Origin of the sequence: Stenotrophomonas sp. PS02298 (genome assembly GCF_029959445.1) — a bacterium.
Lineage (GTDB): Bacteria > Pseudomonadota > Gammaproteobacteria > Xanthomonadales > Xanthomonadaceae > Stenotrophomonas.
In genome coordinates this window covers 21039-33352 of record NZ_JASCOR010000005.1, presented here as the reverse complement: position 1 = coordinate 33352, position 12314 = coordinate 21039, and the positions used below count along the sequence as shown (strand labels likewise).

The following is a 12314-nucleotide window of genomic DNA, read 5'->3' as shown; positions in this document are numbered from 1 at the left end:
CATGGCCATTGAAGCCCGCTTTGATCTTCCTCCCGAACAGGCCCTGCGCTTCTTCCGGCGCAAGGGCCTGAAGGCCAGCTTCAGCTGGCGCGATGTGTGGAAGGAAGAAAACCAAGCTTCGTTCACCGTGGCCAAGATGGCCGACATCGATCTGCTTGCCGAGGTGCAGCGAGCTATTACGGATGCGCTGGATCACGGCGGCACCAAGGCTCAGTTCGCCAAGGAACTGACGCCCAAGCTGATGAAGGCCGGCTGGTGGGGACAGCGCGAGCAGGTGGACCCGGTGACCGGCAAAACCGAGCTGGTGCAGCTGGGCAGCGCCAGGCGCATTGAGACCATCTTCCGCACCAACGTGATGACGGCCTACGCCGCTGGCGAGTGGGAGCAGATCCAGGAAGCGGCAGAGGACGCGCCCTATCTGATGTACGACGCGGTGGACGACAACCGGACCCGCGAGCAGCACCGTGCCTGGAACGGCCTCACGCTTCCCTGGAATGACCCTTTCTGGAATACCCACCGTCCGCCCAATGGCTGGAACTGCCGGTGCTCGGTGATCCAGGTCTCCGACAGCGATCTGCGCGCCATGGGCAAGACACCGGACAAGGCGCCGCCCATCAAGCGCCGTGAGTGGGTCAACAAGCGCACGGGCGAGGTGATGCAGATCCCGCTGGGCATCGATCCTGGTTGGGACTACAACCCCGGCGCCGATCGGCAGGCCAACCTTGACCAGGTGCTGGCCAGCAAGCGCCAGGCGTTGAAGGGGGAATGATGGAACCGCGCGTCCAGCTCGATGACCAGGTAATCATTCAGCGGCTGCGGCAGCTGCATGATGGCTTCGCGGTGGGGAGCGCCAATGCCCTGGGCGCGATGAACGCTATCGCCCGCTTCATGAAGACCAGCACCCAACTGCGCTTCACCCAAGGACGCGCGCCCGATGGACGCTCCTGGTGGCCCAGCAACCGGGCCAAGAGCCAGGGCGGCCAGACCCTGCGCGACTCCAACCGCCTGTTCCGCTCGTTGACCTGGCGCGCGGGTCCGGGTTTTGCCGAGGCCGGCACCAACGTGCCCTATGCCGCCGCGCATCACTACGGTGTGCGCAAGATGGTCAATGTGCCGGTGCACCGCCGGAACATGAAGGGCGTGACCAAGACCGGCCGGGCGTGGGCCAAATCGGTCCCGGTGAAGGCGCACGTCCGGCTGATGTTCCTGCCTCGACGGGAGATCTTCGGCTTCAGTCAGACCGACCGCGTCGAGATCCTGGCCATCCTCACCCGACACGCCGAGAAGCTGGCCGGAACCTGACCTCTCAAAACCGCCCCTGTGAGCCCCAGCGGCCCCCCTAGGGCATGCGGATGTACCTAGCGGCCCCCTCGGCGGCCGCTCAGGACGATTTAAACGGCTTTCAAACGCCGTTGCCGGGCACGGGGAGCCTGCCAAGTCCGGCTGAGAGCGCGTAAAGTGCGTTTTGCCCCCTCCCAAGGGGCTGAAAATTCCCGACAAATGTCGGACCCAACGCAGGCGGCCCCAGCGCGAAGCTGGCGGCATGACAAAGCCCGCCCCCCGACTGATCGAGATCTTCCGCGCCGGCACCCATGTGGATGCTTCCGGCCGCGAAGTGAATTTCACTGCCGCCGACTTGAAGGTGATCGCCGAGGGCTACGACCCCGCGCTGTCGCCGGCACCCGTGGTCATTGGCCACCCGAAGACCGACGCGCCTGCCTACGGCTGGCTGGGCGGCCTGAGCGTCCAGGGCGATGTGCTCTTCGCCGAAGAGACCGAGGTGGACGCCGCCTTCAACGAGGCCCGTAAGGCGGGCCGCTACAAGAACCGCAGCGCCTCCTTCTATCTGCCGGACTCCCCGTCCAACCCCAAGCCGGGCCAGCTCTACATCAAGCACGTGGGCTGGCTGGGCGGTGCCGCCCCGGCGGTCAAGGGCCTGAAGGCCGTGGCGTTCTCTGAAAGCGATGAGGGCGTGGTCTCCTTTGCGATGAGCGACCGCCGTTGGGGCTTTCGCACTGCGGCCGACATGTTCCGCCGTTTCCGTGACTGGATGATTGCCGAGAAGGGCCTGGAGACTGCAGACCAGGTGCTTCCCTCCTGGCAGATTGAGTCCTTGGATGAAGCTGCCCAGCCCGACGTTGAGGCCACGGTGCGCTCCTTCACCGCACCCAGTGATTCCCTGGATAGCGCGGCCGAGTTCGCCGAGCGCGAGCGTGCCCTGGACGAACGCGAAGAGCGTATCCAGCAGATTGAGCTGCAGCACGCCCAGGCCGCACAGCAGGCCCGCCGCGACGACGTGATTGCCTTTGTCGATGGCTTGGTCAAGGACGGTTGCCGCGTCCTCCCCACGCAAAGGGCCACCGTGGTGGAGCTGATCCTGGCACTGCCGACCGCCACGCCGCTGGCATTCGGTGAGGGCGATGGCCATGTGGAGCAGCCCGCGCCGGAGCTGATGCGCTCCTTCCTTGCCAGCCTGCCGAAGCAGTTGGACTTCAGCGAAAGGGCCGGTGGCGCCGACGACGAAACCCAGGCCTTGGAGTTCACCGCACCCCGTGGCGCGGCTGTATCGGCGGATCGAAGCGACCTGTACTCCCGCGCCAAGGCCTACCAGGCAGAGCACCCCAACACCCCTTGGATCGACGCCGTTACGGCCGTGGGCGGCAAGTAAGCCGCACTGCAACCCATTCCCTCGCTGTCAGGAACCGACATGACCCAGAACGTCTCTTTGCTCACCCTCTCGCTCGTTGCCACGGCGGCCATCGTCGCCGAGCGCTTCACCGCAGTTGCTGGTGTCCCGGCCACCGCTGCGGGCAACACCCTGGGCGTGGCCAAGTCCAGTGCCGCCATCGGCGAGGTGTACCCCGTTGAAGTGGTCGGCACCGCCATCGTCACGGCCGGTGCCGCCATCGCCAAAGGCGCCGCCATCGAGGTCGGCACCGCAGGTAAGGCCATCACCAAGGCCTCTGGCGTCACCGTGGCGCGCGCCCTGCAGGCGGCGACCGCTGATGGCGACCGCATCGAAGTGCTGTTGATCCCGAACTGATTCCGCTCAGCGCAACACGCCGCTGCGTTAGCGGCATCCCTCTATAGACCGCATCAACAGGAACTCCCAGATGAGTCAGCAAAACCTCTCGCAAACCCGTGTCGTCGATCCGATCCTTTCCGAGCACGCCCGTGGCTACCGCCGCGCCGGCAACGTCGGCCACCTCCTGTTCCCGATTGCCCCGGTCAACTCGTACGGCGGCAAGGTGATCGAGTTCGGCAAGGAAGCCTTCCGCCTCTACAACGCCCGCCGCGCACCTGGTGCGCGCTTCAAGCGCCTGGAATTCGGTTACGAGGGCAAGCCCTACGCCATCGTCCCGGGCGGCTTGGAAGCCGTTGTGCCGAAGGAGCGCATGAAGGAAGCCGAACAGGTTCCCAGCCTCAACTTGGCCACGCGGTCGGTCAACCTGGTGCTGGCCGCCATGCAGCTGGAGCACGAATACGACTGCGCCCAGCTCGCACGCAACGCCGCCAACTACGACAACGATCACAAGGTGACCCTACTGCCTGCCAATAGCTGGGGCAGCGATGACAGCGATCCGAACAGGGACGTGAACACCGGTATGGAAGCCATCGGCGACACCATCGGCGTCGAAGGCAACACGGTCCTGCTGTCCCGCCATGCGTTCAACAAACTGAAGTTCAATCCAAAGATCATCGAGCGCATCAAGTACACCGGCCGCGATGCCGTCACCACGGACCTGCTGAAGGCACTGTGGAACGTGGACAACGTGGTGGTGGGCGGTGCCAAGGTGGCAACCGGCCAGACCGACACGCTGGGCGATGTGTGGGGCAACGACGTTGTCGTGGCCTATGTCGCGCAGGGCGCAGGAGACGGCATGGGCAATCAGGAAGAACCCAGCTTTGGCTACACCTATGCCATCGACGGCATGCCCTCGGTTGAAGAGCCGTACTTCGAGAAGGCCACCAACTCCTTCATCTACCAGGTGATCAACGACGCCACCCCGGTGCTCGCGGGCATGACCGGTGGCTACCTGATCCAAGGCGCGGGCGCCGACCCGGCGTAATCGCAACCGGTTGATGGCGTAGGCCGTGTGCAACGCACGGCATTCAGGGGCGGCGCGGTGAAGGCCGTGCCGCCCCGATCTATCCAGGAGGGCCAGATGGCCAAGCAAAAGAACAACACGGGCAAGACCAGCGCGCCGAAGCCGGCCGTGGCCAAGCCCGTTGCCGAGACCGCCAAGGTCGCCACGTCTTCGGCATCCGCTGTCCAGGACGGCCAGGCCACCAGCGCCGGCAGCGAAACCGCCGCCTCGGGGAACCCGACCGGTGCCGTTGAGACGGCCGCCTCGGGAACGGCGTTGGCGCCGGGCGCCCAGGATGGCGATGCCAACAGCGCGGGCAGCGAAACCATCACCCTGACCAATCCGACCACCGCTGACGGGAACGCGGCCAATGAATCGACCGACGTTATCGGGGATGTGGGCAATACCGACAGCAATGCCCAGGGTGATGCGCTCAATGCAGGCCAAGGCACTGCCGTGGTGGCGGACAGTGGTGCCCTGGAAACGGCGGCCGTCGATGACCTCGACGTGACCTCGCGCCTGGATAAGCTCGCCGCCTATCCGATTCTGTCCCCGTTCAAGCACCAGGGCGTGGTGCGCAAGCCGCCGGGCTTCCTGGTACTCACCAAGCTGCAGGCACAGGAAGGCATCGATGCCGGCGTCCTGGGTGAAGCGCAGCCGTGGCCCATGGATGAGGCCGAGTAACCCATGTCCTACGCAACCCAGGCCGATCTGGTCGCACGCTTCGGCGAAACCGAGATCATCCAGCTGAGCGACCGCGACAATGCCGGCGAGATCGACGCGGTGGTGGTCGCGGCCAAGCTGGCCGATGCCGATGCCGAGATCGATGCGTACCTGGCCACGCGCTATAGCTTGCCGTTGGCCACTGTGCCCACGGTACTCAAGCGGGTGGCCTGCGATGTGGCGCGGTATCACCTGTTTGATGACCGCGCGACCGATGACGTACGCCGTCGCTATGAGGACGCGCTCAAGTTCCTGCAGGCAGTGGCCAAGGGGCTCGTCAGCATCGGCGTGGACCCGGTTGGCCAAGCACCGGCCAGTACCGATCTGCCCGAGCACTGCGCACCGGAGCCGGTGTTCAACCGCAGCACGCTGGGGGACTTCCTCGGATGAGCATCGCGCAGATTGAGCAGCACCTGATCGACCTGGTTAAAGCCAAGTTTGAGAAGCGCTTGAAGACGGTTGAAAGCCTGCCCGCTGACTGGGATGCCGACACCTTCCGCCGACTGCTCAGGCTCACGCCTGGCGTGTTCGTCGTGTTCGGTGGCGGTCAGCGCAAGGACACCGAGACCGACGAGGGCAAGGTGGTGATCGACGGCCAGTGGGGGCTGATCGCAGCCACGACGCACGCCAGCGGCGAATTGGCCAGGCGGCACGGCGATAGCCAGGAGATCGGCGCCTACGAGATCGTGGAGCGCCTGTGCGATCTGCTGGAAGGGCACGAAGTGCCAGGCCAGGGTGCCATGCGCTTTGCCGGCATCGACAACCTGTTTACAGGCGACTTGGAGAAACAAGGCGCTGCCATTTACGGGGTGCAGTTCGTGCTGCCCATGTACGTCAGTGCTGAAGGCGACGGTGGCCCGGTCCTGGACGAATTCAAGACATTCCATGGCGATATCGACATGGCCCCGCAGGACGGCCATGTGGACGCCGCCGACACCGTGCACCTGGAGCAATAGGCATGCCCGAAATCAAACACCTGGTGCCGGCCGCCGGCATCACCGTCATCCGCCCGGACACGCTCCGCATGCTGCCGCCCAAGGGTGAGCCGGTGGAGATGAATTCCTACTGGCGCCGCCGTCTGAAGGACGGCGATGTGACCGAACAGGCCACCCCATCCAAATCCGCCAAGGCTTCGGCCCAGGAGAAGACCCAGTGATTTCGTTCAATTCGATCCCGCTCACGCTCCGCACGCCGGGGCAGTACCTGGAGTTCGACAACAGCCAGGCCATGCGCGGCCTGCCTGCCGTGGCGCACAAGGTGCTGGTGATCGGCATGCGTTTGGCTACCGGCACCATCAATGCCAACGTGCCCACGAAGATCCTTTCGGCCTCGCAGGCCGAGCAGGCATTTGGCCGTGGCTCGCAGCTTGCCAACATGCTCACCGCCTTCAAGGTAGCCAACCGCACCCTGGACGTGACCGCCATCGCCGTCGATGAGCTGGGCGCCGGCACTGCGGCTACGGGCACCATCACGGTGACCGCAGGCCCAAGCGTTGCTGGCACGTTCGCGCTGTATGTCGGTGGCGTTCGCCTGCAGGTGGGTGTTGCCGCTGGCGCATCGGCCACCGTGGTGGCGGCGGCCATCGTCGCCGCCGTCAACGCCGCCACACAGCTGCCAGTGACGGCAGCCAATGCCGCAGGCGTGGTGACCCTGACTGCCCGACACAAGGGCGTGGAAGGCAACAGCATCGATGTGCGCGTGAACTACTACGCAGGCGAGATGCTGCCGGCAGGCCTAACCCTCACTATCGTGCCCCTGGCCAACGGTGCGGGAAACCCGAACATCGCCGATGCCATCGCGGCAATGACCGACGTGCAGTACAACACCCTGGCTATCGGCTTCACCGACGCCGCCACGTTGGCTGCAGTCACGGCCTGGCTGGCCGTTCGCTGGGGTCCGCTGGATCAGAACGAAGGCCATGCCTTCGTCGGCGCCTCGGGAAGTCATGCATCGCTGATCACCCTGGGCGATGCGCAGAACAGCCCGCACCTGACCATCCTGGGCGCCAGCCGTTCGCCGAGCGCGCCGTGGATCTGGGCGGCGGTAGCCGCCGCCGTCGATGCCGCCGAGACCGACCCGGCACGCCCGCGCCAGACCTTGCTGCTGCCGGGCCTACTGGCACCGGCCGAGGAGGACCGCTTCGACCGCGATGATCGCAACCTGCTGCTTTACAAGGGCATCAGTACCACGGTAGTGGACAGCGGCGACCTGGTACGCGTGGAGCGCTTCATCACCACGTACCAGGAAGACGCCACCGGCATCCCGGATGAGTCGTATCTCAACATCGAGACGGTGCGCACGCTGGCCTACATCCGCTATGCCGTGCGTACCCGCATCGCGGCGCGCTTCCCGCGCCACAAGCTGGCTGACGACGGCACCAACTACGGCCCCGGCCAGGCGGTGGCCACGCCCAGCGTGATCCGCATGGAGTTGCTGCACCTGTTCCGCGAGCTGGAAGAAGCTGGTTTGGTCGAGAACTTCGACCAGTTCAAGGCCGACCTGATCGTGGAGCGTAACGCCAGCGATCGGGACCGTGTTGATGCACTGATTCCGCCCGACCTCATCAACCAGCTGCGCGTGTTTGCAGGGCTGGTCCAGTTCATCAAGTAACGGAGCCCGACGATGGCCAATCCCCTCAAGCGCCTTGGCAAAGCCAAGATCAAGATCGGCAGCATGCTGCTGGAAACCATGCCTGGTGCCACGCTTGACGTGGGCGGTGTGGCCCGCGCCACCCAGGTGGGCGCAAACGCCGTGCTGGGTTTCAGCGAAACGCCCAAGCAATCCCGTGTGGAGTGCAGCGTTTCGCTTCGTAAGGGCGTCAGCGTCCAGGAGCTTCACACCGAAGACGCCACCGTTACCTTTGAAGGTGACACCGGGCAGGTGTGGTCAATCCGCAATGCCTGGTCGGTGGAGACACCCGTGGTCAACAGCGGCGACGGCACGGCGCGCTGTGTCTACGAAGGGCTGCCTGCAGAGGAGGTGGTCTGATGGACGGCTCTGCAGTCAACAAACTTCCCGAAGGCCTGCGCCTGGAACAGGACGGCACGATGCACGGCACGCTGAAGCACGGCCTGCGTATCGGTGACACGGTCCATAAGGACTTCGTGATGCATGAGGCGCTCGCCGAGGACATGTTCGCCGCTGAAAGCGACGCCACGGCCGAGCGGCCGATGTCCTTCCGCGCCGCGCTTATTGCACGTCAGTTGGTACGCATTGGCACCTTTGAAGGCCCGTTCTCTCTGGCCATGCTCGGCAAGCTCAAGGCGGCCGACATGAACCGTCTGGTGCGCGCACAGCTGGAGCTGGACAAGGCGGGGGAAGCGTAGCGGCCCGTCTCCACTTCCGATTGGAAGCCGAGCTGCTGATTGCATTGAAAACCGGCTGGACCGTGGAAGCGATCCGCCGGTTGCCCGAATGGCACTTCGTGTGGATTGCCAACCAACTGACCGAACTCCTGGACCATGAATAACACCCTGTCCCTCGCCGCCCGCTTATCTCTGGATGCCCGCAACTGGGCGCGCGGGCTGACCGAGGCCCAGGGTGGCACCAAGAAGTTCGTAGGCACCGTAAAGCGTGAGTTCGACAACCTGCGCGGCTTCGCGCAGTCCACCACCGGCCTGCTGGCTCAGATTGGTCTGGGCTATGGCGCGGTGAACACCATGATGCAGTCGGCCAAGACGGATCTGAGCCTGATCCGCATCAAGCAGACCGCAGGGATGACCGGCGACCAGGTCAAGCAGCTGCGGGTGGAGCTGCATCAGATGGCCCGCGATGCCGGCAACACCTTCCAGGCCTTGGAGGGTGGCTTCGGCCAGCTTGCGGCCGGTGGCCTGGAATACGCCCAGGCACTGCCGGCCACCGAAGCCATCAACAAGAGCATGCGCGTCACCGGCTCTGAGGCCACCACGCTGGCCACCGCGCTGCAGTCAGCCCAGGAGCACTTCCAGTTCGACCTGAGCGAGCCGGGCAAGGCGCTGGAGATCCTGGACAAGATGACCGTAGCCGGCCGTGCCGGCGTGATCGAGATCGAGGATCTGGCTGGCGTGTTCGCCACGGCAGCGGGCAACGCCAAGGCCGCCAACCTGACTTTCGATGAAACCCTTGCGCTGGTCGAAGGCCTGGGCACGGCGACCACGAAGGACCGCGTGGGCACCTTGATGGACAGCACATTGCGTCTGTTCACCAACGCCAACTACATGCGCGAGGCGCAGAAAGCCACGGGCATCAAGTTCTTCAACAGCGATGGTGATCGCCGCAATGCCCTTGAAGTCATGGCCGAGATCAAGACCATGTACGACAAGCTGGGTACCGATCGGGAGCGCTTTGGTTTCATTTCCAAGGCGTTCGGCAAAGCCGACTTGGACACCATCAAGGGCATCAACACCGCGATGAAGGAAGGCAAGATCGATCAGATCCTGCAGATCGCTGCCCAGACCCGAAGCGCTGGTGGGACCACGGAACGTGACTTCGGCGAGACGATGGACAACGCCGTTTCACAGGCCGGCGTGCTGCGGGCCACCCTTGCCCAGGCTGGCGATCAGTTCGCCCAGCCCTTCAACAAGGCATTGGCCGAGTCGATCAAGTACCTGACGAGCGAAGACGGCCTGGGACTGGACGGCTTTGGTTTGGCTGGTGCTGGCGCAGCAGCTGCAGGCGGCGCCTATGTTGGCGGACGCGTGCTCAAGGGGCAGCTGGGTAAGCTGATGGCCAGCCTGGGCGGTAACACTGCCGGACTGGCCTCGGGCCTGGTCATGGGCAACGCCCTGCAGCAGGCCGGTGGTGCCACGCCCGTATTCGTGGTGGGCGCAGCGCCGGGCCTGTTCTCGGGCATGGGCGGCGGCGGTGGATTGCTGCAGGAAGCCACCGAGGACAGCAAGGCAAGCGGCAAATGGAAGGCGCTGGCCGGTGGTGTTGCCCTGGGCGGCGCGACCCTGGCCGCGCTGGCAGCAGCCCCGTTGCTGCGCTATCGCGGCACCCTGGCAGACGGCATGCAGGATGAGACCCTGCAGGAGGATGTGGGCCACACCATGCGGCGTAGTCGAGGCCGCGGCTTGCTCGCATCTGCCCGGCGCCAGGACGAAGCCCGCCGCGATGCTGGGTTGGATGTGGCGATCAGCGTCAAGGATGACCGCGTGACAGCAGCGGTGACCAACACCCGTGGCCTGACCAATGTCACCACACGCACAAGCCCGAGCCGGCGCTACGTGCCGCGCACTGGCCGCATGATGGGAGGCGACCAGTAATGGCCTGGAAGGACCAACTGCAACCAGCTTCCTATCGCGGCATCGCCTTCGATGTAGTGAACGATCAAGGCCAGTTTGGCCGCCGTTCGACGCTGCATGAATATCCCTTCCGCGATATCCCGGTGTCCGAGGATCTTGGCCGCCGTGCGCGCGAGTTCCGCATCAGCGCCATCCTGCTCGGCCAGGACTACATGCAGCGCCGCGATGCGCTCATTGAAGCGGTAGAGAACGAAGGTGGCGGCAAGCTGGTGCATCCCCAGTACGGGGAGATGCTGGTAAGCGTGACCACCGAGGGCATGACGGTGGAGCACTCCACCGCCGAAGGTGGCTGCAGCCGCATCTATTTCAGCTGCGTTGAAACCGGTGAATTCAAGTTCCCGACCGCCACGGTTGTTACGGAGGACGTGGTCCGCGAACGCGCCGACGATGCCGCCGATGCGTCCGGGCAAAGTTTCCTGGACCGCTTCAGCTTCGACGGCCTGCCGGGCTGGCTGCAGGGTGATGCAATCGCGCAGGCGCAATCCTTCCTGGACCAGGCGCGCGAGGTGGTGGACACGGTCGGCGGCGTCGGCTCGGCCAGCGGCCTGATCGCCATCATCTCCAACCTCTCCCCAGGGCTGTCCACGTTGCTGCGCGATGGCATGGGGTTGGCCAACCAGGTGCGCGGAATTTTCTCCCGCCTGCGCTCGTCGACCACCCCGGCCGTCGCCAGTCGGGTGTTGGCCAGCTTCGGTACGTTCGGCACCCAGGCCGCGCCAGCTGCCAGCACTCCACTGCGCACGGTTGGCGTGGAGAACCACGCCGCCATCACCGAACTGGTGCGTGGTTTGGCCGTGATCGAAGAGGCGCTGGCCGTCGCTGATCGCACCTTTCCCAGCTATGAGGATGCCATCGCGGTGCGGGATGGACTGGTGGAGCGCATCGACCAGGTCGCAGACACCACCCCCAGCGATGCTCTGTATGGCGCCCTGGTGGCCCTGCGTGCAGCTGTGGTGACCGACATCAATGTGCGCGGTGCCGACCTGTCACGCGTGGTTACCTTGACCCCGACCCGCACGCTGCCGGCATTGGTACTGGCTTATCAGATCCACGGCGACAGCAGCCGCGACAGCGAGATCATCGAACGCAACGGCATCGCCCATCCGGGCTACGTGCCGGGCGGCAGCGCGCTGGAGGTGTTCAGTGAGTGATCTGACCCTAAACGTCAACAGCACCGCCTACGGTGGGTGGAAGTCGATCAACGTTCGCCGCAGCATGGAAGAGATCAGCGGTTCGTATTCGCTGGGTATCTCTGAGTTGTGGCCCGAGCAGGCCGAGCCTCGCGAGATCCGCACAGGCGACAGCGCCAGTGTCGTCCTGGACAAGGTGCCGCTGGTGACCGGGTACGTTGACCAGGTCGAGCCCGGCTATGACGCATACAGCCACGGGGTGACCGTTTCCGGCCGAGACGCCACGGCCGACCTGGTCGATTGTGCTGCCGAGCACGGCAAGGGCGAGTGGCGCAATGTGCGTCTGGATCAGATCGCCCGTGATCTGGCCACGCCCTACGGCACCACCGTACTGGTCCAAACGGAACTGGGCGCCGCGTTCCCAAGCTTTGCCATCGAGCCGGGCGAGTCAGTCTTTGATTGCCTGGAGCGCGCAGCCCGCCAGCGAGGCGTGCTGCTGCTGTCCGATGGCAAGGGCGGCCTGGTACTTGGCATGGCGGGCAGTGGCGGCACGGTGGCCACGCCCTTGGTCGAGGGCGAGAACATTCGCTCCTGCAGCGCCAGCAATGACGCCTCCCAGCGCTTTAAGACCTACATCGTCAAAGGCCAGCGCGCCGGCAGTGACCAGGTCAATGGCGCAGCCGCCTCGGCATTGCGTGCGGTGGCCACCGACAGCGGCGTCAAACGTGCCCGGACACTGGTGATCATTGCCGAGGATGAAGGCGACTTGGCCAGTCTTACCAAGCGGGCGCAATGGGAAGCCACGGTGCGCGCTGCCAGGGCGCTGACGGTGCGCTGCGAGGTCGCAGGCTGGACCCATGCTGGTGGCATCTGGCACCCCAACAGCATCGTGCGCTTCCGCTCGCCAACCGTGCGCCTGGATCGTGACCTGCTGATCCGCGAGGTCGAGCTCATCGCCGATGAGCAGGGCAAGCGAACCAATCTGATTCTGACCCCGCAAGAGGCCTACAGCAGCCAGCCTGTCACCGCCAAGAAAGCGCCAAAGCGCCGTGGCGCGAAGAAGAACAAAGACGTGGAGGACTTCTTCTAAT

General features: G+C 65.0%; 16 protein-coding genes. All 16 read left to right on the top strand.

Features of this window, described 5'->3' with window-relative positions:
• Position 1: 1 nt before the first annotated feature.
• Positions 2 to 769 carry a phage minor head protein gene (locus QMX78_RS01700; protein WP_282265944.1) on the top strand — a complete coding sequence of 256 codons (768 nt, stop codon included), beginning with the start codon at positions 2 to 4 and terminating at the stop codon, positions 767 to 769.
• Complete coding sequence (locus QMX78_RS01695; protein ID WP_282265943.1) at positions 766 to 1302, top strand: phage virion morphogenesis protein; 537 nt, start codon at positions 766 to 768, stop codon at positions 1300 to 1302. The genes QMX78_RS01700 and QMX78_RS01695 overlap by 4 nt, the downstream gene beginning before the upstream one ends.
• A gap of 241 nt (positions 1303 to 1543) precedes the next feature.
• Complete coding sequence (locus QMX78_RS01690) at positions 1544 to 2668, top strand: hypothetical protein (RefSeq protein ID WP_282265942.1); 1125 nt, start codon at positions 1544 to 1546, stop codon at positions 2666 to 2668.
• Positions 2669 to 2707: 39 nt separating this feature from the next.
• Positions 2708 to 3043, top strand: a complete 336-nt coding sequence (locus QMX78_RS01685) for a capsid cement protein (protein ID WP_282265941.1) — start codon at positions 2708 to 2710, stop codon at positions 3041 to 3043.
• A 70-nt stretch (positions 3044 to 3113) separates the two neighbouring features.
• Positions 3114 to 4070 (top strand): major capsid protein, encoded by a 957-nt coding sequence (locus QMX78_RS01680; protein WP_282265939.1) that lies wholly within the window; start codon positions 3114 to 3116, stop codon positions 4068 to 4070.
• Between the two features lie 96 nt (positions 4071 to 4166).
• A complete protein-coding gene (locus QMX78_RS01675; RefSeq protein WP_282265937.1) occupies positions 4167 to 4772 on the top strand; it encodes a hypothetical protein in 606 nt (201 codons plus the stop codon).
• Between the two features lie 3 nt (positions 4773 to 4775).
• Positions 4776 to 5201 (top strand): phage protein Gp36 family protein, encoded by a 426-nt coding sequence (locus QMX78_RS01670; RefSeq protein WP_282265935.1) that lies wholly within the window; start codon positions 4776 to 4778, stop codon positions 5199 to 5201.
• Positions 5198 to 5767: a phage protein Gp37 gene (locus QMX78_RS01665; protein ID WP_282265934.1), complete on the top strand. Its 570-nt coding sequence runs from the start codon at positions 5198 to 5200 to the stop codon at positions 5765 to 5767. Before QMX78_RS01670 ends, QMX78_RS01665 begins: the two co-directional genes overlap by 4 nt.
• A gap of 2 nt (positions 5768 to 5769) precedes the next feature.
• Positions 5770 to 5967 carry a DUF2635 domain-containing protein gene (locus QMX78_RS01660; RefSeq protein ID WP_282265932.1) on the top strand — a complete coding sequence of 66 codons (198 nt, stop codon included), beginning with the start codon at positions 5770 to 5772 and terminating at the stop codon, positions 5965 to 5967.
• Entirely contained in the window at positions 5964 to 7421 is a 1458-nt protein-coding gene (locus QMX78_RS01655; protein WP_282265930.1) for a phage tail sheath subtilisin-like domain-containing protein, read from the top strand. The genes QMX78_RS01660 and QMX78_RS01655 overlap by 4 nt, the downstream gene beginning before the upstream one ends.
• Before the next feature lie 12 nt (positions 7422 to 7433).
• Positions 7434 to 7799, top strand: coding sequence for a phage tail tube protein (locus QMX78_RS01650; RefSeq protein ID WP_282265928.1), 366 nt, complete (start codon positions 7434 to 7436; stop codon positions 7797 to 7799).
• Entirely contained in the window at positions 7799 to 8137 is a 339-nt protein-coding gene (locus QMX78_RS01645; protein WP_282265926.1) for a hypothetical protein, read from the top strand. The genes QMX78_RS01650 and QMX78_RS01645 overlap by 1 nt, the downstream gene beginning before the upstream one ends.
• A 20-nt stretch (positions 8138 to 8157) precedes the next feature.
• Entirely contained in the window at positions 8158 to 8280 is a 123-nt protein-coding gene (locus QMX78_RS01640; RefSeq protein WP_282265924.1) for a hypothetical protein, read from the top strand.
• On the top strand, positions 8273 to 10054 hold the full coding sequence (locus QMX78_RS01635; RefSeq protein WP_282265922.1) for a phage tail tape measure protein: 1782 nt from the start codon (positions 8273 to 8275) through the stop codon (positions 10052 to 10054). Before QMX78_RS01640 ends, QMX78_RS01635 begins: the two co-directional genes overlap by 8 nt.
• On the top strand, positions 10054 to 11244 hold the full coding sequence (locus QMX78_RS01630; protein WP_282265920.1) for a DNA circularization N-terminal domain-containing protein: 1191 nt from the start codon (positions 10054 to 10056) through the stop codon (positions 11242 to 11244). The genes QMX78_RS01635 and QMX78_RS01630 overlap by 1 nt, the downstream gene beginning before the upstream one ends.
• Positions 11237 to 12313 (top strand): phage baseplate assembly protein, encoded by a 1077-nt coding sequence (locus tag QMX78_RS01625; protein WP_282265919.1) that lies wholly within the window; start codon positions 11237 to 11239, stop codon positions 12311 to 12313. Before QMX78_RS01630 ends, QMX78_RS01625 begins: the two co-directional genes overlap by 8 nt.
• Position 12314 lies beyond the last annotated feature (1 nt).